The organism is Candidatus Lernaella stagnicola (assembly GCA_030765525.1).
GTDB classification, from domain to species: domain Bacteria; phylum Lernaellota; class Lernaellaia; order Lernaellales; family Lernaellaceae; genus Lernaella; species Lernaella stagnicola.
The window spans coordinates 230,304-252,455 of sequence record JAVCCK010000034.1; the positions used below are offsets into that span (position 1 = coordinate 230,304).

Genomic DNA, 22,152 nt, shown 5'->3' on the forward strand with positions numbered 1-22,152 from the left:
CCTTTGTCGTTCACAGACGACGAACGCTTGATCGCCCGTTGCGGGTGGATGTCGCAAGACGGCGAGGAAGTCCGCCAGGGCGAGATGTTTGTGCGCGGCGCGTTGTCGCATATCTTCGCGACGGGGCGGGACGCCCGGCCGCTGATCCACGAAATGCTGCACCGGTTGCAGCGGGAAAGCCGCCTGCGTATCAATCACGGCGTCCTTAAGGTGTTGTACAAGGGCGACGACTTCGAACTCCTCGCGCAAATGGCGGCGCGCGACTTCGAACACACACGCATCGATCTGTATGCCACGCTCATCGCCCAAACCGGCGAACATCAGGCCCTGGCGACCGAGCGACGCGCTCTGCAATTCAAGGAATTGGCCGACCGATTGGTGCGGGAAAGTACGAAGGCCGAAGCGCTGACCGTGCTTCAAGCGGCGTGCTCGCATGAAATCGCGACCCGGATCGACCAGCCGCACAGTCTGCTGGCGCGCGACGTCGAAGACGCCATCGGCTTTTATTACACGCAGATGATGCGCATGCGTGCCGGTGCGGTCGCGCCATACGCGGCCAAGCGGCCCCAACGCGAGGAGATCAAGTGGAACAAGCTCGCCCCCGGTTTGCGGCACGGCGTTTTGACCGGGCAATACCGCTTTGGATCTCTGCGGGCTAATTTGCTGGAAATCTCGCCCAAAAAATGGCGCCTCGACATTGTGGACGCCCGTGAACTTGCCCCCGACAAACGCTCATTGATCCAAGTGGCCCAGGCCGGGGGAGCCGCATTTGCCACCGGCGGCGGCTTCTCGCTCACCAGCGAATTGGAAAGCATCGAACCCGGACGCCTCGGAGAGCCGATCGGTTTGTTGGTCAGTCGGGGCGAAGTGCTATGGCCCCCGACGTATCGCCGCACGGCGCTGCTGACCGACGCCGAGGGCAAAGTCGACATCTGGCGCGTCGGCCTGATCGGCACCCGCCTACATATCGGGAAGGCGACTATCGTCGTGCGAAAGGTTAACGACGGGCGCCTTGGACCGGGAGAGATCGGCGTTTACAGTCCCGCTTTCGGTCGACGCGTGCCGGCCGCGCCGATCATGCTGACGATTCTCGGCTTCCAGGTTGTGGGGCTGCATCTCGCCGAAGATGTCGACGTGCCGATCAACGGGCTGGTCGTCGCGATTAACCCTGGACCGGCCGATCCCGGGCCGTTAGCGACCATCGAGCCCGGTGACCGCGTACGCTTTGAATTGCCGGCCATGCGCGGCCTCGGGCCCCTGCACGGAGCGCTCGCCGGCGGTCCGGCCCTGGTGACCGATGGGCAGCGCGACGGCAACCTCGTGGCCGACGGCTTTACCGCCGACTCGCCGCCGCTGGCGTTGGCCCCACGCACCCGCGCCGCCAAGCAGGTCGGCCCCCGCTTGGCTTGGGGCGTCACCGAAGACTACCGCTTGTTCGCACTTTGCGTGGACGGTCACCGCGTTGCTGAGAGTGTCGGGCTCACCTTGGACGAAACGGCGCGTTTGATGCGGGCTTTGGGATGCGTGCGAGCCGTCCATTTCGCCGCCAACGGCGCCGCGCGCATGGTGGTCGCGGGCAACTATGTTGATGCCAACGAAGGCAGCGATCTGCTCCCGGCGGACGACCCGGCTGCGGGAGTCGCGCTCTCGAGCGCGGTGCTGATTGTCGAGAGGTGATATCGCTTGACGGTCGACTAACGCGTTGGCACGCTGATTCAACGTTGATTTTAAGGAGATGGATTTGAAATTTCTCATGTTGGCTTTAGCAACCGGTTTCGGAAGCGGCTTTATGCGGCCGGCATCCGGCACATGGGGCACGCTTGTCGGGATCCCCATCGTCCTGCTGGTGTCCGCACTCAATCCTTTTTGGTATCTCATGGTGACCGTGGCGCTGTTTTTCATCGGCGTGCTCGCCTCTGAGGTGGCGGAAAAACATTGGAACGAAAGTGATTCATCGAAGATCGTCATCGACGAGATCGTCGGTTACATGGTGACGATGCTGCTGGTGCCGGTGACCTTCTGGAACATGCTGTGGGCCTTTTTCATTTTTCGTTTCTTCGACATCGTCAAACTGTGGCCGGCGCGACAAATCGACCGCGGCGGCTATGGCGGCATGGGCGTGATGGCCGACGACGTTGCGGCCGCCGTTTACGCAAATATGGTGCTGCAATTCATGGTGGCGTTTGGATGGTTCGGGTGCGGTTGGAACTAGTTCTCACCGGCGGGGAACTGCTGGACGGCCGGCGCGTCGATACGCACGCGCAACGGTTGGCGAATATTCTGCGTCCGGTGGGCCTGTCGGTCGGACGCGCGACGCTCGTGGGCGACCGTCAAACCGATATCGAGGACGCGCTGCGCGGCGCGCTGCAGCGAGTGGATATCGTCCTGTGCACCGGCGGTTTGGGCCCGACGATCGACGATCGCACGCGCGATGCGGCCGCTGTGGTGTTGGACCTTCCGCTGGTGGAAGACGCCCCGACTGTGGCGTGGCTGCAAGAACTGTTCGGGCGCTTCGGCCGCGAAATGAAATCCAACAACCGACGCCAGGCGATGTTTCCCCAAGGAGCGCGCATCCTACCGAACCAAGCCGGCACCGCGCCGGGTTTCGCCGTCGAGAAAAGCGGCAAGTGGGCGATATTCGCGCCGGGGCCGCCAGCCGAGTTGGAACTCATGGCGCGCGAACAAATCGTGCCGCTGCTGGAGGATGTCCTGCCGCCGCGGCAAGCGATTGCCACGACGTCATTGCGCACCTTCGGCTTCACCGAGAGCGGCTTGGACAAACGGCTGCGCGAGATCGACTTCGGTGATGTCGAACTCGCCTACACAGCTTCCGCCCCGGAAATCATCCTGACCCTCACCGCCGCCGGCGCTGACGCGCAAGCCGCCGAAGCGAAAGTGGCGGACGCCCGACATCTCATCCAACCCATCGTCGCCGACGCGGTCATTTCCGACGACGGCCGTACGCTGGAAGAGGTGATTGGCACCGAACTAACGCGCCGCGGGCAAACCCTCGCCATCGCCGAAAGTTGCACCGGCGGCTTGATTGCCATGCGATGCACGGATGTGCCGGGGAGTTCCGAGTGGTTCCTGCAGGGGGCCGTGACCTATAGCAACGAGGCGAAAATTCAGCGTCTTGATGTGGCGGCCGCGTTGCTGGAAGAGCATGGCGCGGTTAGCCGAGAAGTTGCCGAGGCAATGGCGGCGGGTATGCGCCAAAGCTCCCAAAGCGATTGGGCGCTGGCCGTTACGGGTATCGCCGGTCCGACCGGAGGCAGCGCCGCCAAACCCGTGGGTACGGTATTCGGCGCATTGGTCGGCCCCGCCGGAGCCGAAACCTGGCACGACCGTTTCCCCGGCGACCGCGGGCGGGTACGTCGTTTTGCGGCCCAACGGGCATTGGATCAACTCCGGAGGACGCTAATTTCATGAAAACCATGCGATTGTTTATTGCCATTCCCGTGCCGGGGCACATCAAGAAGGAATTAGTGCCGGCCCAAAAGATATTGGGTGAAGGCAACCCGCACGTGCGTATTGTTCCTCCGACAGGTATTCATTTAACGCTGAAATTCCTGGGTGATACGGCGCCCAACCGCATCCGGGCGGTTCGCGTCGCCATGGAAAAGGCCGCCGCGACGGTGTCCGAGCCGATTCGTTTGCAGTGCGAGCGTACCGGCGTTTTCCCGGACATAGACAAACCCCGCGTGCTTTGGGCGGGGCTCGAGGGCGACATCGCCGCGCTGATCAAACTGCACCGCATTTTGGACCGCGTGCTGGCCGACGCCGGGTTTGCGGCGGAGAAACTCCCGTTCCATCCGCATTTGACCCTGGGGCGCGTTAGAGCCCCGAAAATGCTGGGCTCACTGCGCAAAGCGTTTCACCAAGTTGAATCACTGCGTTTCGGCGAATTCGAAGCTGAGGCGCTGGTGCTCTACGAATCGGAGTTGCAACCCACCGGAGCCGTGTATACATCTATCGAGCGAATTGTCTTGCCGCGCAGCGGTGGGGCCCGGTGACGAAAAACGCTTTTAACTTGGCGCTTGATTTAGACGCCGTTTCTTGCTAAGAAAAATGGACTTTTGGCAGCGGCGCACGGCGTCGAACGAATCTCACGGAGTTTTCGGAATGAAGAAGTTTCTGCTTTCGCTGATCATCGTCTTTTCCTTGGTTATCGCCCTTTCGTTGATCGCCTGTGAAGAAAATGGTTATCTCCGGGAAAAGCCCGATAACCGGATTACACAAGATGACGGCAACCAGGACGCGAAAAACAAGGATGGGGATCTCACCTGCGCGAACAGCGACCTGCGTGTCGAGGATTGCTACGACGCCTGCTCGTGCTGCTATCTTGGCCAGGAAGATAACAACGCGGACTGCGTCGAGGACTGCAGCTTCCTTTTGATGCGTCAGTACCAGGAAGATCACGAACTGAGCAAGGCCGACTACGAGCGCTACAATTGGTGCATTTTGGGATGCGTCAGCATGTGTGGTGCGCGCGAAAAAGACGACACCTGCTTCGACGAGTGCAAGGTTTACCTCGGCCTATAATCAAAACGCGCGTCGGTTCCGAATCAACTGATGTGCGAAAAAACGCGATCAATCTTGCCCCCCGACGATGATCCGCGGGGGGCTTTTCGTTAAGGTGTGACCGCCCATGAGTTCGCGCATTCACGTCATGACCGACCAACTGGCGAACCAAATCGCCGCCGGCGAAGTCGTCGAGAAACCCGCTTCGGTCGTCAAGGAGTTGGTCGAAAACGCACTGGATGCCGGCGCCACGCGCGTGATTGTGGAGGTCGAGGACGGCGGGCGTCAGTTGATTCGGGTTACCGACAACGGCCACGGCATGACTGCGGAAGACGCGGCGCTCAGCCTGCGGCGGCATGCCACCAGTAAGATCCGCACCGAAGCCGACCTTTGGCGCATCGCCACGTTGGGGTTTCGCGGCGAGGCCCTGCCGGCCATTGCCTCGGTATCCCGCCTCACGTTGGAAACCAAAGAAACCGACGCCATGGTCGGCGCCACCATCGAGGCCGAGGGCGGCGAAATCCGCGCAACGGGCGAAGCCGGAATACCGGCCGGAACCGTCTTGGCCGTGCGAGACCTCTTTTTCAATACGCCCGCGCGACGCAAATTTCTTCGCTCAAGCAAAACCGAACTCTCCCACGTGGCCGAAGCGATCACGCGGCTCGCGCTGTGGCGACCGGGCGTCTATTTCGAATTCAGTGAAGCGGGCAAGACCATTATGCAGGTGCCCGCGACCGAATCGCTGCCCGAACGCATCAGTGCCCTGTTGGGCCGACAGGTGCTCAGCCATCTTTTCGAATTTACGGAGAGCTTCCCGTTTTTCGAGATGCACGGCTACGCCACGAACCCCGATTTTCACCGCGGCAGCACGAAACATATTTTCCCCTATATCAATCAGCGTCACGTGCGCGACCGTGTGCTGATTGCTGCGGTCACCGGTGCGTATGCCGGGCACTTGATCAAGGGGCGTTACCCGGCCGCCGTGTTCAACATCGAAATCGATCCGTCACTGGTGGACGTCAACGTGCACCCGGCCAAGGCCGAGGTACGTTTTCGCCAACCGGCCGGCGTGTTTGAAAACCTGCGGCGCACCCTGAAAAACGCGCTGGCGGCCCGGTTTGTGCAACCGGCCGACCGTGGCTTCCTTTCCCAATACGGCCGCTCGGCCGAGTCGGTGCCCTCGGGCACGCCCGAACATGCCGCCACTGATTCCGCCCCGAGCGCGGGCGGCGATCTGTTTCGCATCCCGGGTCACCAGGGCGATCTGCACGCGCCTGCGCTTCCGCAACACACGCCCACGCGCCTGGATATCGAGGTGAATGCCGATGCACCTGAACCGGAGATCGGGCGGTTTTCCGGGCTGCATATCATCGGGCAGTTCGTCGATTCCTACATTGTGTGCGAAAACCGCGCCGGCGCCGGATCACTGCTGCTGATCGATCAACATGCGGCGCACGAGCGCATCAACTACGAGCGACTTCGCCAGGGCATGCTCGGCGGTGCCGTCGAAGTGCAGAATTTGTTGATCCCGCTGACTCTCGAGTTGCGGTCGGTGGAGGAAAAAGCGTTGCAAGTCGTCCTGGAGGACCTCGGGCGTATCGGCGTGGTTGTCGAGCCCTTCGGCCCCGGTAGCTGGCGGCTTGAAGCGGCCCCGGCCATCCTCCACGAAGGACAAGCCCGCGACGTCGTGCTCGATGCGATTGAACACGTGCGGCAAACCGGAACCGGAGGCAACGCGGCCGAGCGTATCGAGGCGATTTTGATCACTGCCTCGTGTCACGGGAGCGTGCGCGCCGGTCAGGCCTTGACGGTGCCGCAGATGCGAGAGATATTGCGAGGCCTTGACGGATGTGAGCAACCTACGACCTGTCCGCACGGGCGGCCGACAATTCGTGAGTACCCGCTAGACGATATAGAACGGGCCTTTGCCAGGAGATAACGCGTGCAGCTTCTCGAACGCATGATGACCGGCGATCCCCGGGCGTTACCGCGCTTGATAACGCTGATCGAAAACCACCACCCGGATATGCCCGCGGTGATGGACGAGGTGTACAGCAGGGCGGGCGGGGCGCAAATCATCGGCGTGACCGGGCCGCCGGGCGCCGGCAAATCGACTCTGGTGGACAAACTGACCGTTGCGTATCGCCAAGCGGGAAAAACCGTGGGCATCGTGGCGATCGATCCCTCCAGCCCCTTTTCCGGCGGAGCACTTTTGGGTGACCGCGTGCGCATGATGCAGCACGCCGCCGACGAGGACGTTTTCATTCGTTCGCTGGGCAGCCGCGGTAGTCACGGCGGGCTTTCGTTGGCGACCCGGGAAGTGGTGCACTTGCTCGACGCGGCGGGATACGACATCGTGCTCGTGGAGACCGTCGGCGTGGGCCAGACCGAACTGGACATCATGGAACTGGCGCACACGGTCGTGGTCGTACTCGTGCCCGAAAGCGGCGATACCGTGCAGACGATGAAAGCCGGTTTGACGGAAATCGCCGATCTGTTTGTTGTTAACAAAGCCGACCGGGACGGCGCCGACCGTATGGCGCGCGAATTGTCTTTGATGGTGGAACTCAACAATCGCGCCAAGAAATGGGATATTCCCGTGTTGATGACCACTGCCGTCCGCAGCGAGGGTGTCGAGGCGGTCGTGGAAATGATTGACAAGCATCACGACTATACGCTGCAAAGCGGCGATTTGGATCGAAGGCGCGAGACTTCCCGCTTGGCCGAATTCGTTGAGGTCATCGTCGGTGAAATCAGCGGGCGGCTGCGCGAGGATCAAGTCGACAGCGACCTGGCGGGCTTGGTCCGGCGCGTTAAGCTGGGCGAAGTCAATCCGTACAAGGGCGCTCTGCAGGTGCTGGGCGACCCGGTCATGCTCGAAGGGCTTTTCGCGAGTGACGCGAAGGAGTGAGGCTAAACGATGCGACGCAACTTTGTCGTGATCCTTATATTGATGCTGATGATGCTCGCGGCGGCGGGCTGTCCGGAAAACGTCGTCGAAACCGATGAGGATCGGCCCGATATCGAACCGCCGCAACCCGTGTACGGCTTAAAGGCCCAGGCGACCAGCGAAACCGTGGCGCTAAGTTGGGTGTCACCGGAGGAATTGGACGACGGAATCAATAAGGATCTTGAAGACGTCATGATCGTGCGCGGCGAAAACGGCTTCCCGAATGCCGTGCCGGTGCGCGAAGACAAGTATACGATCGGCGACGTGATCGGCGGCGGCATTGTCATCGCCCTGATCGACCCGCGTTTCGAAGAGTTTGTGGATATCAACATCGAAGCGGGCACGACCTACTACTACGAAGCCTTCACCTTCGACGAAGTGCCGAATTACTCGCAGGCGACGCAAGTGGCCGCCACGCCGGGCTCGCAGGTGTGGGGCCGTATTTCGCATACGCAAACTGCATTGGCCGACGGGCGCGTGCTCTTGGCCGGCGGATTGGGCTACGGTGGCCCGCTGGACCGCGCCGAGATTTTCGATCCGGATACTGAGACCTTCACGGCGGTCTACGAGGAAATGAAATTCGAGCGATTCGGCCACACCGCGACCTTGTTGGCCGATGGCGAAGTGCTGCTGGTCGGTGGGTATGAAGCCGGATTTGCCCAAACGCTTTCCAAGGCCGAACTTTTCGACCCCGATACGCAGACCTTCCGACGCGTGGCGTCCGAAACGGACATCGGCCGCGCCCTGCACACCGCTACCCAACTGCCAGACGGCACCGTGCTGATCACCGGCGGTACCGACGGCGTCAACGCCCTGGCCACGCTGGAACTGTACGATCCGGAGACCGAAACCTTCCAACTCCTGCCGCACGAGCTGTGGCGTGAACGCTACGGACACAACGCGGCCGTCGTGGATCAATACGTGATCGTCTTTGGCGGCTTCGACGGATTCACTACGGTGCCCTACGCGACCTCGGTACGCCTGGGCGACTTCCGCGTCGCCAGCCTCACCAATATCAACTACGAAGAAACGCCCATGAAAGCCGGACGCCTCAACGCGACGGCGAACGAACTTCCCGACGGCCGTTGGCTGATTGCCGGCGGTTTTTCCGGCGCGTTGGAGTCGGGGGTTGAAGTTGCGTCCGCCGAACTGTTCGACTTCGCGGGCGATCCCTTTTTCGCCACGACCGCTTCGCTTACCCAAGCCCGCAGCGGGCACTGCTCGACGGATTTAGGCGACGGTACGGTACTGATCATCGGCGGCATCGGACCCGACGACACCATCCTGGCCGGCGTCGAGATATACGATCCGAACGACGACCTCTTTGTGGAAGTCGAGCCGCTGATTACACCGCGCACCGTTGCCAAAGCCAGTGTGCTGCCCGACGGCCGCGTACTCGTGACCGGCGGCAATCAGTCGATCAATCTATTCCAGCCCGAGCCCGCGCCCACCGCCGAAATTTTCGATCCATTGACCTCGGGGTTTACGGTCGTCGGCGCAGAGTAGTGAGCGCGGCGCGACCCAAGCTCCTTGTCGTATGCGGTCCCACGGCGACCGGTAAGACGGCCCTGGCGATTCGGCTTGCCGAAACATTGAACGGCGAAATCATCAACGCGGATTCCATGCAGGTTTACCGATACATGAATATCGGCACGGCCAAACCCGACGCCGCGGAACGACAACGCGCCGCCTTTCATGTGATCGATGTCGCCGACCCCGACGACACTTTCTCCACCGGCCGTTTTAAGAAAGCCGCCGATCGCGCTGCGGTCGACATCCTGGCGCGCGGCCGCGTGCCGATCATTGCCGGCGGCACCGGGCTGTATATCAAGGCGCTCGTGCACGGCTTGTGGGAAGGCCCGTCAGCCGATCCCGACCTGCGCCACCGCTACAAAGCTCAAGAGAAAGAAAAACCGGGAGTGTTGTATGAACGCTTGCGCCGCGTCGACGCCGTGCGCGCCGCCGAAGTTCACCCCGCCGACTTCGTGCGTATTGAGCGGGCGCTGGAAGTGTTCGATGTAACCGGCCGCCCGCTTAGCGAGTTTCAACAAGAGCACCGCTTCTCGGAATCCCTGTACCGGGTGTTGAAAATCGGATTGCACCGCGACCGGGACGAACTTGCCGCGGCGGTCGAGGGCCGGGTCGACCGGATGATGGAACAAGGATGGCTCGGCGAAGTGCGCGATTTGCGCCGCCGTGGATACGAGGCGTCGCTGCCCAGTCAAGCGGCCATCGGCTACAAGGAACTGCACCAGCATCTGGATGGTGAATTGACGCTGGCCGATGCCCTTCGCCGAACCAAGACCAGCACGCGGAAATTCGCCAAGCGCCAGCGAACGTGGTTTGGCGCCGACGACGCGATTCGCTGGTTCGACGTCGCCGAATGCGACGCTGCCGGCGTCGCAGCATCCGCTTTCTTAGCCGAGGAATGACGCGCGCGCCGCTGAATTTTCAGCGGTATTGATAAGAATCCATACTAATTCCGCAAAACACCGCGCTCGATGATCAACCGAAATAATTCGATAATATCTATGAAAACAATAAGATAAGCCATCATGCAAAAGCATGGTGACCAGCCAAAATATCGGTACGGTTCTTGCGGCGTATCATCATCGGAGAAATGCAAGCGGACGCCGCGGCATCCGCCATCAGGAGGTTTGGCACATGACGGCCCTGACTTTGCAGCAACGTCGATACCTGGAACTGGCCGCGTGGCTGGCGATTTTCCTATTCGCCGTCATCCTTTTCATCGCCGTTGGTGGGGCGTCGGTTGTTCCGGCTGCGGACGGCACGTCGCCGTATTCCTCGAGCGGCGAACCTCCCGCAAAAGTCTCCAGCGTGGCGAATTACGACTTGCCCGCGGTCGCCGACACGGCCCTACCGTAGCCGTTCACACTCCCCAAAAACCTTCCGTCCGACAGCGTTGAAATCAAGGGTTACCAAAAGTGCGGGCGGCACCTTGCGCCGGTATGCTTCTCAACTCTAATATCGAACGAATATTAATGCGCAGGAGGTGTGATGGCCACGGTCAAACGCGACGCATTTCGAGTTCCCACAAAGAAGCTCCGCTGGCGTTGCGATCCGACTTGTTTCGGTTTTCGTACGACCAAAGACGCTAAACCGCTCGACGGTGTGCTCGGCCAAGGGCGGGCATTGCGGGCGATTGAACTGGGTCTGAATCTCGAGGCTCACGGTTATAACATTTATGTCAGCGGGCTTTCCGGCACCGGCAAGATGGCCACAGTCAAGGCTTTGTTGAAACGCATGGACGAGTCACTCCCGCCGGCGCGGGACATTTTGTACGTTCACAATTTCGACGAACCGCAGAAGCCCCTTTGCTTGAAGCTTTCGCCCGGGCAGGGCGCGTTGTTCAAAAAAGAGATGGCGGAATTCGTCGAGGACATGAAGCGCACGATCCCCACGATATTCGACAACACCGAATACAAAGACCGACGCGACGAAATTATTGAAGAGCATCGGAATCTTCAGAAGGAGCACTTCCGGCAGCTCGAAAGCCGGATCAAGGCCGAGAGTTTTGCCATGGTGCAGGTGCAGATGGGTCCCTTCACCCGGCCGATGATTTTGCCGCTCATCGAAAACCAACCCGTTCAGTTCGAACAACTCGAGAATCTTGCGGCCAACGGCAACTTCCCTGCCGAAACGCTGGCGCGCCTCAAAGAACAGCACGCCATGCTGCGCAACGAGTTGGAATCGACCATGAAGCGCGTGCGGCAGATCGAAAAGGATATGAAGGAGGCGCTCAACGAGCTCGAACAGAGTTACGGTATTTCGCTCGTGTCGGACTTGCTTTCCGACATTCGCGAGAAGTTCAAGTCCGAGGCGGTGCGCGAGTATCTCGAACAAGTTCAGCACGCGGTCCTTTCGGGTTTGTCCCGTTTCAAAGACGGCGAGGAGCAGCCGCAACAGCAGGCGGCGCAGCCGATGATGATTCTCGAAGGCCAGAACAAAGACGAGTTCATCGAATTTCAAGTGAACGTGTTGGTCGACAACTCCCGATCCAAAAGCCGCCCTGTCATCATCGAAAACACGCCCACGTATAAGAACCTGTTTGGCTTCATCGAAAAGACCATCGGCAAGAACGGCAACTGGTCGACCGATTTTACGAAGATCCGCGCCGGCAGCATCGCGAGAGCGGACGGCGGCGTGCTGGTTATCGACTTGTTAGACGCCGTTTCCGAACCCGGTGTGTGGATCAACCTGAAACGCGCGATGAAAACCCACGAACTGGAAATCGAGGGTTGGGACGCTTTCTACTGGATGCTGGTCTCCAGTTTGAAACCCGAACCCATTCCCATTCAACTGAAAATCGTGGCCATCGGCGACGCGTGGCTTTTCCACTTGCTGAGTCGTCACGACGAAGACTTCAAAAAGATATTCAAGATCAAGGCGGACTTCGATCACGAGATGGACAAGAACGAGGAGATGATCGTTCGCTACGCCTCGTTCCTCCACAAGGTCGTGACCGACGAAAACCTTCTCCATCTCACCTCGAAGGGCGTCGCGGCGATTGTCGAGGAGGGCGTGCGTATCGCCGGCACGCAGAAGAAACTCTCCACGCGTTTTTCCATCATCGCCGACATTCTGCGTGAGGCGAATTACTACGCAAGAGACCAGAAAAAGAAACTGATCTCCGACAAGCACATCCAAATGGCGCTGGATGCGCGCCGCGAACGCCTATCGCTATACGAAGACAAGCTGCAGGAATTGATCGCCGACGGCGTCATCATGATCAGCTCCGACGGTGGCGTCGTGGGACAAGTGAACGCCTTGGCCGTTTCCATGCTTGGCGATTACGACTTCGGACACCCCTCGCGGATCACCGCCGAGGTCGGTATGGGCAGCGGCTCGATCGTCAACATTGAACGGGAGAGCAAGCTGTCGGGCAAGATCCACGACAAAGGCATTCTGATTCTGACCGGCTACCTGCGCGGCCGCTTTGCACACGACAAACCGTTGAGCATCCACGCCAGCCTGACCTTCGAACAAAGCTACGGCGGCATCGACGGCGACAGCGCCAGCTCCACCGAAATGTACGCGCTGCTTTCCGAATTGTCGGGCCTGCCCATCGAACAGGGCATCGCCGTAACCGGTTCGATGAACCAAAAAGGCGAAGTCCAACCGATCGGCGGTGCAAACGAAAAAATCGAAGGCTTCTTCGAAGTATGCAAAGCCCGCGGACTCAACGGCAAGCAGGGAGTGATGATCCCCGTCCAAAACGTCGAGGATCTTATGCTCAACAAGGAAGTGGTCGCCGCGGTCAGACGAGGCAAGTTCCATATCTGGGCCGTCCAAAACCTCGACGAAGGCATCAGTGTCCTGACCGGCGTTGCAGCCGGCCGACGCGGCAAGGATGGCAACTACCCGGAAGGCACGGTCAATTTCCTCGTCGACAAACGACTGCGTGAAATGGCGCTCGGACTGCGTAAGTTTGGTCGGCCGCCGGACCGGAACGACGCTGCCGATGACGACGGGATCGATGTCCAATCACCGGTGAAAAAAACCAAACCCGCAAAGAAAACGGCTCCGGTGAAAAAAGTCAAACCCGCAAAGAAAACGGCCCCGGTGAAAAGCAAGGCGCCGTCAAAGAAAAGCGAAGACGGTAAAAAGAAGAAGGCGAAAGAAACAAAAACGAAGAAGAAGACGAAGAAGAAATCCGGTGACGGGAAATAGCCGACGCGTGCCAGTCAAAACCAACACGAAGGGCCCCGCAAGGGGCCTTTTTTGCGTGATGCGGCAGGCGACCGCCAAGATTGTCGTGGCGCTCGTCCTCGCGATTGTGTTGCTGTCGCCGATTGCGTGCCTGTCGAAATGGGAGGAACAGCCGCGGGTTTTGTTGATCGGTATCGAGGGCGTGAGTTGGGATCTCATCAACGCCATGGTCAAGGCCGGGGAGGCGCCGAACTTCGCCCGCCTGCGTCGTGACGGCGCGTGGGGCGTGCTGGAAAGCCCGGAACCCATCTTCTCGGCCGGCTTCTGGGTCACCGTCGCGACCGGTCGCACCGATGCCGACCACCACGTTATTGAACCGATTGTCTACGACGAAAAAAAAGGCGAGTTGGTCGTACCCGAAAGGGACGCGAGCGCCGTTTGGGAAATCATGGCGCAGAACCATATTCCCGCCGGCGTCATCGGCTGGCCGGGTAGCGCGCCGCTGCCTTCGGAATTGGAAATCGGCATCGATGATCTGGCTTTCTATCGCGGTCTCGGCGCCATTTCAGCCATCGCCGGGCAAACCCTGCCGGTTCCGGAGTTGCCCGAAGACTACCCGCATTTCGCGATCACGACGCCGCCGGGCGGTTCGCTACGCGCTCGTATTGCTGTCGCGTCGCTGTCCCAAGTGCCGGACTTGGCAAAGCAGGCTTGGCCGCGCGTCCGGTTTCTGGCCGTGTACCTGGAAGGCGTCAACTCGCCGCGACATTTTGCCGGCATCGGCCGCTTGTTGGGGGAAAATCGCCGCCGTCCGGCGTATGCGAAAGTCTCGCGCAAGCACGTGCGCCGCATCGACGAGGCCCTAGGCCGGTTGTTGGATTTAGCCGGGCCGCGCACGTTGATCATGGTTGCCTCCAACAATGCCAGTCCCGGGCCGTGGCGCGGGGAAGGGCGCGAGTACGCGCACCGAATCAACGGCGTCGTCGGCGTGATAGGGCCGGGCATTGAACCCGGTCGTCGTATGGAGAATCCCACGGTGCTGGATTTCGTGCCCATGGCTCTTGCCCACATGGATTTGCCGTTGTCGGAACAGATGCCCGGCAATCCCTTCGAGGAGGCGTGGAAACAGAAGCCTTCGCTCCGGCCGAAAATTGCCAGCCACGACATTTTTCTGCGGCGGCCCTATCCCAAAGAAACACCGCTGACCGACCGGCGCCTGCGGGCACGCGCGGCCTGGGTGCGCGATCTGGCCGGATCGCAGGGTCGGCCGTTCAATCCCCGCAACCGGTACGCCCTTGAATTGCTGGAGCGGGGACAGGTGACCGGCGCCGCGACCGAAGCCCTGCGCGATTTGGATAATGACGCGTCGAATCCGGTCAGCCAATACGTGCTGGGAGAGGTGCGCTTGTACGCCCGAGGAATCGGCGAGGCGTTGACGAATTTCGCCGAAGCGGCGGCCGCGTTGGGCGACTCGCCGAAAAGTCATGCCGAACGCGGACTACGTAGCGCGGTGGCGATGGCGGCGGCGGAGGCCCATTTGGCCGGGGCGCGAACGGATTTGGCCGAGCGCGATCTGCGGCCGGCCCTCGCCATGAATCGCGGTTTGGTCGCGCCGGTGCTTGTTCTGGCCGAAATCCATCTAACCGCTCGCGACCCCAAAAAAGCCGCCGCGGTGGTCAAAGTCGTGCTTGGCGATCATGAGAAAGATGCCAACCTCTGGCTGGTGCTGGGACGGGCCGAACGTAAGCTCGGCCATTTGGACGCCGCGGTCGACGCCCTGGAAAACGCGATCACGTTTTCTTCCGAGCCGATGCCGGTTGCCCAACTTGAACTCGGCCTCGTGTTCGTCGAACGCAACCAGTGGCGCCGGGCCGTCAAACCGCTACGCAACGCGACGGAAGCGGATCCGACCGGTACCTATGCGTGGCTGCAACTCGCGCAGGCGTACGGCCAAATCGGCGACACCGAGCAAGAAGAGGAAGCGCTGTTGGCTTGCTTGCGCATTGCGCCGGACAACGTCGACGCATGGGTCGCTTTGCGCCGTTTGCTGCAACGAACCGGTCGTCACGACGAGGCCGAACGCGTATTAGCCGCCGCCCGCGGCGCCATTGCTGTGCAAACCTTGCCGTTCTGAGGCTGCCGCCTTACATCCGGAAATAGCTGAGTGCGAAAAAGATGGGCGCTTTCAGGTAGGCGCGCTGGTGAGCCCAAGCTTGCGCATATGCTTTGCGGGCCGCAGCATAGTCGCTTTGGGCCGCCAACGCCCGCCCCTGCATGAAACGCAATTGACGCAGACGCATCGCGAGGTTGGGTATCTGTTGGGCGCGCCAGCCGATATGCCTCAACGCGTCTTCGACCACGTCGGCCGTTGCCTTGGCCATCGCCGCGCGATCGCTTTGCAGTTGCGCTTCGTGAATCCGATAAGTTGCCAGTGGCTCGTCGACGCGAGCGAAGCGGCCGAGTCGGCTGACCGCCAGCCACAACGCGTAATCTTCGGCCGGCACGTAACGGTCGTCGAAACCGCCCGCGCGGTCGTAGACTTCGCGGCGCAGTAGAACGGTGCTGGTCGGTATCCAATTGTCGAGCAGCAAGCTGCCGAACACGCGACCCGCGCTCGGATTACGGTGGGTGAACTCCAGGTGCCCGTCGCTGCGTTGCGCGTCCGAGTAGACCAGCGCCGTTGCCGCTTCGATGATCTCCACTTGTCGCGCCAGGCGCTCCGGGTGCCACGTGTCGTCGTCATCGCAAAAGGCCAGCCAGTCGCCGCCGGCTCGCTCAATCGCCGCATGTCGGGCGCGGGCCGGACCCACACCTTGTGTGTGAATCGCCGTCGCGTCGAATTCCGCGGCGAGTTGCGTTCCGGTGCGGCCGTCGCCATCGTCGGCCACAATGATTTCCATCGGTGGATACGTTTGCGCCGCGATCGACGCCACCGCTTCCCGAGCCCATTCCGGGCGGTCGCGCGTGGCAACAATGGCGCTGATTCTAGGCATGCCAACCGGGGAAGAATCGACGGAACCACAACTCGAGACACGCCTTCGTGTAACGGCTGCGATCGAATTCGCCTCGGGGCGTCGGCGGCGGGATGTCCAAGCCGCGGCTTTCCAGCGACCCGATCAGTTCGTTCGCCCACGTCTTGAGCGGACCGTTCAGCCACCGGTCGATGGGTACGACGAGACCTTTTTTGTCCTTGCGGTTGACGATGGAGTCCGGCACCCAACGCGTTGCGGCGCGCCGCAGGATGACCTTGGTTGTCAGGTCGTGGATTTTAAGGTGCGGCGGCAGGCGGAACGCGAATTCGACAATGCGATGATCGAGGAAGGGGCAACGATTCTCCAGGCCGAACGCGGCCGCGGCGCGGTCGTTCATCTGGATCAGGCTCGGCAGCGAGATGTGCAGGTCTGTCAAGCCGAGGCAGTCCGGCAGGCTGCGGCCCGCCTGGAAGAAAGCGCGAATGCGGTCAATGTGCGCGGTCGGGTCGGCGACCTGCGCGCGATGAATCAAGTGGAAATAGCGGCCGACCACGTCACCGAACATGTCGTGCCGCCAAAAGAAACGGGCCAGGGGATGGTACGCTTTGAGTTCGGTGCGGCGGCCCAGTTCGTGCTCGACTTGCATCAGCAAGTAACGCACGTACCCGGCGAATATTTCATCGGCGCCTTGGCCGCCCAACACGACCGTCACGTGGTTCGCCGCGGTGCGTGCCAGCGCGAACTCGCTGATCGTCGAGGCCGTGGCGATCGGCTGGTCCAGGTGCCAGATGATGTTTTCAAGTTCCGTCTGCAAATCTTCGGGTTTGGGCGTGACGACGTGCTGCGCGGCGCCAATGTGGTCCGCCATCGTCTTCGCGTGCTCGAACTCGTCGAATGCTACGCCAAGAGGAAAGCGACAACTGAAAACCTGGCTCGGGCGCGCCACCGCCGCCATGATGCTGGAATCCAAGCCGCCGGATAGAAACAACCCCACCGGCACGTCGGCGACCATGCGAATGCGAACGGCATCCTCGATTAATGCGGCGAGTTCTTCCACCAGTTCGTCGTCACTCCGGTCGTCGTCGCCGTCGGGGCGCGGCGATTCCCAATAGCTCTCGATCGTCACTTCATGACCGTCGTAGGTCAGCGTGCGCCCGTGGCCCAATTCGCACACGCCCTCGAAAATCGTGTCGGGGGCAAGCGGAGCGTCAAACACCCAGAATGCCTCCGTGATGCGCGGCGCCGATTCGATTTGGGTCAGCAGCGCTTTGATTTCGCTGGCGACGTAAAAACCGTGTTCGTTATGGGCCCAGTAGAACGGCTTTTCACCGAGGCGGTCGCGGGCGCAGAAAAAACGCTCGCCGTCGTAAATCACAAAGGCGAATTGTCCATTGAAGCGCGTGACGCAGTCTTTGCCCCATTTGCGGTAGGCGTTGAGAATGACCTCGGTGTCGGTTTGGGTTCGAAACTCGTATTCACTCTCCAGTTCGGCGCGCAGCTCCTTGTAATTGAATACTTCGCCGTTGTAGACGATGACGAATTTGCCGTCCGGACTCTGAATCGGCTGCGTACCGGTGACCAGGTCGATAACTTTCAGCCGCCGGCTGCCCAGTTGCACGGGGCCGTCGCGATAGAATCCCTCTTCATCGGGGCCACGGTGCGCGAGCATCCGCGTCATCGGCTCGATGTCGCCTCGTCCCCATATCGCTGCGATGCCGCACATCAGTTCACCGCCTTTCGACGCCTGAAGCGAAATTCCCATAACGCCCAGGGCAGGTCGGCGATGGCAGTGAAGGCAAAGTGGACCGGATGGCGCATGAACGATTGCCCGGCGACACGTGGGTCGAACACGACGGGCACTTGCACGATGCGGTATCCCTTGGCGTGCGCCGAAACGGCGATGAAATGCTGGAAGTGGCGGTATTGGTAGCGAGTCGTCAGGATGTCGCCGAAGACTTCGCGGCGGCAGAGAATGAAGCCGCTTTTGTTGTCGACGAGTTTCATCCCGAACATCAGATTTAGTAGCCATGAGAGCCCGGCGGTCATCAGGCGGCGCAACGCGGAGCGCTCAAGTTCCTTTACGCGAGCGCCCTGCACGACTTCGGCGCCGGTCTCGTCGAGCTTCCGCTTCAAGGCGATGATGTCCTCCGGCCGATACTGCAGGTCGGCGTCCATCGTGACCACGTAACGCCCTTTCGCCGCCGCGAAGCCGGTATGCCAGCCGGCGACGATGCCCCGGTTTTCGGGGTGCTGCACCGGCGCGACGAAGTCGTATCGTTGCTGCAGCTTTTGAATCTCCAGCCACGTGTTGTCGCCGCTGCCGTCGTCGATCAGCACCAACTCGTACGACCAATCCAAGTGTTCGCGCAACTCGGCGATGCGCTCGCCCAGTTGAGATATGGCGCCCTCTTCATTGAAGCAAGGAATAATGATGCTCAAATCAGGCGTTTTGTCGCTCATTGGCGTTTTACCATCGTCGGTTGGCGCGGGGGAGCGAAAACCATTCGCGGCGCGGCGCGCTTCATTCGCACGAGCCGTCCCCCGGCTGAAAAATTGTGTCAAAACCCTAGCATAAGGCGTCGGAAAGCGACAGGAGGCGGTTGACCCCAAAGCCGCCCTCGCGCATCCTTTTCGCCATGGCACCAAAGGACGACACGGCGTCGCGTCACGCACGTTGGCTCATGATTGTGATCGTGGCCGCGGCCGGGCTTATCTTCGCGCCCAATCTTGCCGACTCGTTCGTCAGCGACGATTTCGTGAAGATGCACACCTTGGGAAACGACACGCTCGGGCACATTCTCAACGGCGACAACCTTGGTGGCACGGCCGATTATCGCCCCCTGACTTTGGCGATGATTTGGCTGGAACTTCACGCTTTCGGCGCTCACCCAATGGCTTTTCACGCTGTCCACTTGATTCTTGGCATGCTCGCCGCCGTGCTTCTCTTCCTGCTCGTCGAAGCCTGTTTCGATCGCCGCGTCGCCCTACTTGCGGCGCTCGCGTTCGCCGTCGCTCCGGCCCACGTAGAAAACGTCGTCTGGATTTCCGGCGTCGGACAAGTGCCGGCCACGGCGTTGTTGTTGGGCGGCCTGTGGATACACGTTTGGGCGCGACGCACGGAACGCGACGTGGTGGCGCCGTTGGGCGCGCTGGCTTTTTTCGCGGCCCTGTTCGCCCACGAGGTCGTTTGTCTCGCGCCGCTGATCCTCTTGCTTATCGATCGCCACCTGACCCCCCGTCCGACGTGGCGCGCCTCCCTTTCCGCAGCAGGCATTTGGCTGGCCGCTTTGGCGATATGGGCATTGATCCGCGCCGTCGTTGTCGGTTTCGCGTTACCGTCGCACTACGGCCTGTTCGTCCTTCGAGACGTCGCTCGTTACCTGCAACTCTATTTTTTGCCGCTGGGTCTGGATGACGCCATCCCGTGGGTAATGACGCACCCGTGGGCGGTGTTGGGACCGGCGGTTGTCGTGCTGGGCGCCATCGTGTTTTTCGCCGCGCGGCTATGGCGCATCCCGGCGTTTCGTTGCGGCGCGATCGCGGGTTTGCTGGCGTTGGCGCCGGTGGCGCATCTTTATCCGCGACGCCTACACATTTTCGCGGCGAGCGCCTGGTGGGCCGTGGCCGTGGGCGGTTTGGTTGCGGCGGGACTCAACGACCGGCGGCCGCTACTGCGCAAAGTGGCGTACCTCGGGTTCGGTGCGTGGCTCGCATTGTGTCTCGGCGTGGCCGCGGGACAATCCATGCTCTGGCGTGAGGCAGCCGACTTGGCCGCTACGGTCGTGGATGATCTGGACAAAGCCGCCGACCCGCCGACCACCGACATCATCGTACTTACCGTACCCGACACGTTGCGCGGTGCCTTTGTCATGCGCAACGGTTTGCATCAGGCGCTGCGCTTGCGTCGACCGAATACAGCCGTGGTCGTACACCACGTACTGCTGGCGGGCTTGGCCGCGTCGGATGCGCCCGGTCCGGTGTGTCGCCGTACGGGGCAGGCGGGTTTCGAGGTCCGGCAGCCACCGGGTTCGGTTCACAATTACTTGCTGCCGCCCGATGCGAACCGCGACCTGCAGCCGGGGATGGATCGACGCCTCGGCCCGTTTTACTATCAGGCCGTCGCCGCGTCGCGGCCCTTCGGTCTGACGGCGGTGGCGGTCGGCGTCGATCCGCAACTTCTCGACAAGCCCGGCGCGAAGATTATGGTATTCGATCACGGACGGCTGGCGCCCTTCGACGGAGGAAACAGTCCTTGAAACGACTTTGGCTCCAATTCCTTGTTGCCGCATTGCTGTTACCTTGGCCGTTTTATTTGTTTTTCGGTTACAGCGACATCGCCGACTTGGCCCCCGGGAACACCGAAGCGCTGATCATGGTTAACGATCCCGTGGATTGGGTGGACCGCGCCGCGAATTCGGAACTGGCCCTTCAACTGGAAAATCACGAAACCGGAAAAGCGCTGAAACCGGCGTTCGATCTGTGGCGCAAATCCCGCGAAAAGGATTGGCTGTTCACCGGGCTGCGGCACTTCGTGCGCCGCGTCTACATCGCGTTCCCGCACGATCGCACACCCAACTTGCAACAACCCGAGATCATGACCTTCTACGTCGATTTGGGCTTTGCCGGGCGCGTCGCCTCCGACCTGATGAACTTCGGCGTCGGCTTTCTCAAAGGGCAGGCTGTGACGCACCACGGTCGGCCCGTCATCGTGCAACCGCCGATGGCGTACGCCTTTCTGGATAACTATTTCGTGGCCGGATCGGCGGACAACGTGATGGCAAGCGTCGCCACGATGGCCGGGGTCGAGTCCGGCGTCGATGCCGCTGGAAAGCGCTTGGCGCGGGCGCGGCGCAACGCACCGGACGCCGACATCGTGTTCTACGTACTATCGCGAACGCCGTTTCGGGTTCCGTCGAAGCCGACCGGAAAAATCGACGCCCGCACTTTCGTCAACGCCACCGGCATCGACTATGCGGTCGGCGGGCTGGACATCGAAAACGGGCGGTGGCGGGCCGAATTCGAAATCGTCGCCGTACCGGGAAAAATCGTCAGCCCCTATACGCAGAGAACCGGCGATCCTTTCGCGACGCTCAGTCTCCCGGATAGCGGCACGGTCGGGTATGCGGCGCTTCGCATAAATCGCGCCTCGGAACTGGCGCCGGTCATGATCGGCATATTCGACAGCGAGGGTCGACTCACGAAGCTGCGGCGCCAACTGCTTTCGCTCGCGCTGCAAAGTCTGCTCGACCACGCCGGGCACGAACTTGCGATCGTGTTTTCCGAAGAGAAAATGCTAAGCGAGCCGGTGTATGTTTTCCTCGTCGAAGATCCCGCCGAAATGACGTCCATGCTTGAGAAACTGTCCAAAACCGCCAATGAACAGGCCGCGGCGTTGCAGGCTCCCGTCGGTACAGACGGCCAAAGCGTCGGCGAAAAGCTCGCGGAAGTGGCCGACTCCGCACAACTCAACTCCCTGCTGCAACAGTTACCGGCCGGGGTTCGCGAAAAAGTCGCGGCCGTCGCGGACCAGGTAACCGGAGGCGCGGATCTACAACGCCTGCTGACCGACACTCAACACCTCACGCTGGGAACGACCAGCCTCTTTTGGCGCATCTCGGACAACCGCTTGGTGCTGTCGCAATCGCGAACTCTGGCCGACCGTTACCACCGCAACCTGGAAAGCGGGCGACCGCCTGATGAATTTGCCCGCGCCGCGGATTTCGTGCCGCAAGACGGACCTCTCGTCGCGTGGATCAACCTGGTGCCGCTGCTGGACAAGAGCGCCGGTGACTTGAGCCATCCGCTCGCGTGGCTATCGGCCAAACGGCCGCGCCTGGCTGTCGGGGCGGTGGAGACCGGCGCCGGCGTCAAATTCCTGGCCGACCTGAATATGGACATCGGCCTTGGCGAATCGCGCGACGCGAACGCGATGTGGATTCTTTTGTTCTGGCTACTTGGGGGCCTCGTCGTCCTGGGCGGCGTGGTGGGCGGCCTCATCGTGGTGCGCGGCGTCTTGGCGATCGCGCGTCGCGGCTAAGG

At 61.2% G+C, this 22,152-nt stretch carries 17 protein-coding genes; 14 read left to right on the forward strand and 3 right to left on the reverse strand.

Annotated elements, in window-relative coordinates; all coding sequences use genetic code 11:
- The first annotated feature begins 3 nt into the window (after positions 1-3).
- The 12 genes from P9L99_15715 to P9L99_15770 all read left to right on the forward strand — a co-directional run bounded on the left by P9L99_15715 (position 4) and on the right by P9L99_15770 (position 15,275).
- Complete coding sequence (locus P9L99_15715; GenBank protein ID MDP8224806.1) at positions 4-1,677, forward strand: phosphodiester glycosidase family protein; 1,674 nt, start codon at positions 4-6, stop codon at positions 1,675-1,677.
- Between the two features lie 64 nt (positions 1,678-1,741).
- Positions 1,742-2,212: a phosphatidylglycerophosphatase A gene (locus P9L99_15720; GenBank protein ID MDP8224807.1), complete on the forward strand. Its 471-nt coding sequence runs from the start codon at positions 1,742-1,744 to the stop codon at positions 2,210-2,212.
- Positions 2,197-3,429, forward strand: coding sequence for a competence/damage-inducible protein A (locus P9L99_15725; protein MDP8224808.1), 1,233 nt, complete (start codon positions 2,197-2,199; stop codon positions 3,427-3,429). Before P9L99_15720 ends, P9L99_15725 begins: the two co-directional genes overlap by 16 nt.
- Positions 3,426-4,013 carry an RNA 2',3'-cyclic phosphodiesterase gene (thpR, locus tag P9L99_15730; GenBank protein MDP8224809.1) on the forward strand — a complete coding sequence of 196 codons (588 nt, stop codon included), beginning with the start codon at positions 3,426-3,428 and terminating at the stop codon, positions 4,011-4,013. The genes P9L99_15725 and thpR overlap by 4 nt, the downstream gene beginning before the upstream one ends.
- A 109-nt stretch (positions 4,014-4,122) precedes the next feature.
- The gene (locus P9L99_15735; GenBank protein MDP8224810.1) at positions 4,123-4,542 is read left to right on the forward strand and encodes a hypothetical protein; all 420 of its coding nucleotides are present in this window, start codon (positions 4,123-4,125) and stop codon (positions 4,540-4,542) included.
- 106 nt (positions 4,543-4,648) lie between these two features.
- Positions 4,649-6,460 (forward strand): DNA mismatch repair endonuclease MutL, encoded by a 1,812-nt coding sequence (gene mutL, locus P9L99_15740; GenBank protein ID MDP8224811.1) that lies wholly within the window; start codon positions 4,649-4,651, stop codon positions 6,458-6,460.
- Positions 6,461-6,463: 3 nt separating this feature from the next.
- A complete protein-coding gene (gene meaB / locus P9L99_15745; GenBank protein MDP8224812.1) occupies positions 6,464-7,432 on the forward strand; it encodes a methylmalonyl Co-A mutase-associated GTPase MeaB in 969 nt (322 codons plus the stop codon).
- A gap of 9 nt (positions 7,433-7,441) precedes the next feature.
- The gene (locus P9L99_15750) at positions 7,442-8,977 is read left to right on the forward strand and encodes a kelch repeat-containing protein (protein MDP8224813.1); all 1,536 of its coding nucleotides are present in this window, start codon (positions 7,442-7,444) and stop codon (positions 8,975-8,977) included.
- Positions 8,977-9,903: a tRNA (adenosine(37)-N6)-dimethylallyltransferase MiaA gene (miaA, locus tag P9L99_15755; protein MDP8224814.1), complete on the forward strand. Its 927-nt coding sequence runs from the start codon at positions 8,977-8,979 to the stop codon at positions 9,901-9,903. The genes P9L99_15750 and miaA overlap by 1 nt, the downstream gene beginning before the upstream one ends.
- A gap of 232 nt (positions 9,904-10,135) precedes the next feature.
- Positions 10,136-10,357 (forward strand): hypothetical protein, encoded by a 222-nt coding sequence (locus P9L99_15760; GenBank protein ID MDP8224815.1) that lies wholly within the window; start codon positions 10,136-10,138, stop codon positions 10,355-10,357.
- A gap of 132 nt (positions 10,358-10,489) precedes the next feature.
- Complete coding sequence (locus tag P9L99_15765; protein ID MDP8224816.1) at positions 10,490-13,162, forward strand: ATP-binding protein; 2,673 nt, start codon at positions 10,490-10,492, stop codon at positions 13,160-13,162.
- 58 nt (positions 13,163-13,220) lie between these two features.
- On the forward strand, positions 13,221-15,275 hold the full coding sequence (locus tag P9L99_15770; GenBank protein ID MDP8224817.1) for an alkaline phosphatase family protein: 2,055 nt from the start codon (positions 13,221-13,223) through the stop codon (positions 15,273-15,275).
- Positions 15,276-15,285: 10 nt separating this feature from the next.
- Here P9L99_15770 and P9L99_15775 read toward each other — a convergent pair whose 3' ends face one another.
- Genes P9L99_15775 through P9L99_15785 form a run of 3 tightly spaced genes read right to left on the reverse strand, consistent with a single transcriptional unit; the run spans position 15,286 to position 18,573 of the window.
- Positions 15,286-16,134 (reverse strand): glycosyltransferase, encoded by an 849-nt coding sequence (locus tag P9L99_15775; protein ID MDP8224818.1) that lies wholly within the window; start codon positions 16,132-16,134, stop codon positions 15,286-15,288.
- A complete protein-coding gene (gene asnB, locus P9L99_15780) occupies positions 16,127-17,836 on the reverse strand; it encodes an asparagine synthase (glutamine-hydrolyzing) (protein MDP8224819.1) in 1,710 nt (569 codons plus the stop codon). The genes P9L99_15775 and asnB overlap by 8 nt, the downstream gene beginning before the upstream one ends.
- Positions 17,836-18,573 (reverse strand): glycosyltransferase family 2 protein, encoded by a 738-nt coding sequence (locus P9L99_15785; GenBank protein ID MDP8224820.1) that lies wholly within the window; start codon positions 18,571-18,573, stop codon positions 17,836-17,838. The genes asnB and P9L99_15785 overlap by 1 nt, the downstream gene beginning before the upstream one ends.
- A gap of 140 nt (positions 18,574-18,713) precedes the next feature.
- Here P9L99_15785 and P9L99_15790 point away from each other — a divergent pair, with 140 nt between their 5' ends.
- Both P9L99_15790 and P9L99_15795 read left to right on the forward strand, forming a co-directional pair.
- Positions 18,714-20,369, forward strand: a complete 1,656-nt coding sequence (locus P9L99_15790) for a hypothetical protein (protein ID MDP8224821.1) — start codon at positions 18,714-18,716, stop codon at positions 20,367-20,369.
- On the forward strand, positions 20,366-22,150 hold the full coding sequence (locus P9L99_15795; GenBank protein ID MDP8224822.1) for a hypothetical protein: 1,785 nt from the start codon (positions 20,366-20,368) through the stop codon (positions 22,148-22,150). The genes P9L99_15790 and P9L99_15795 overlap by 4 nt, the downstream gene beginning before the upstream one ends.
- The last annotated feature ends 2 nt before the right edge of the window (positions 22,151-22,152 follow it).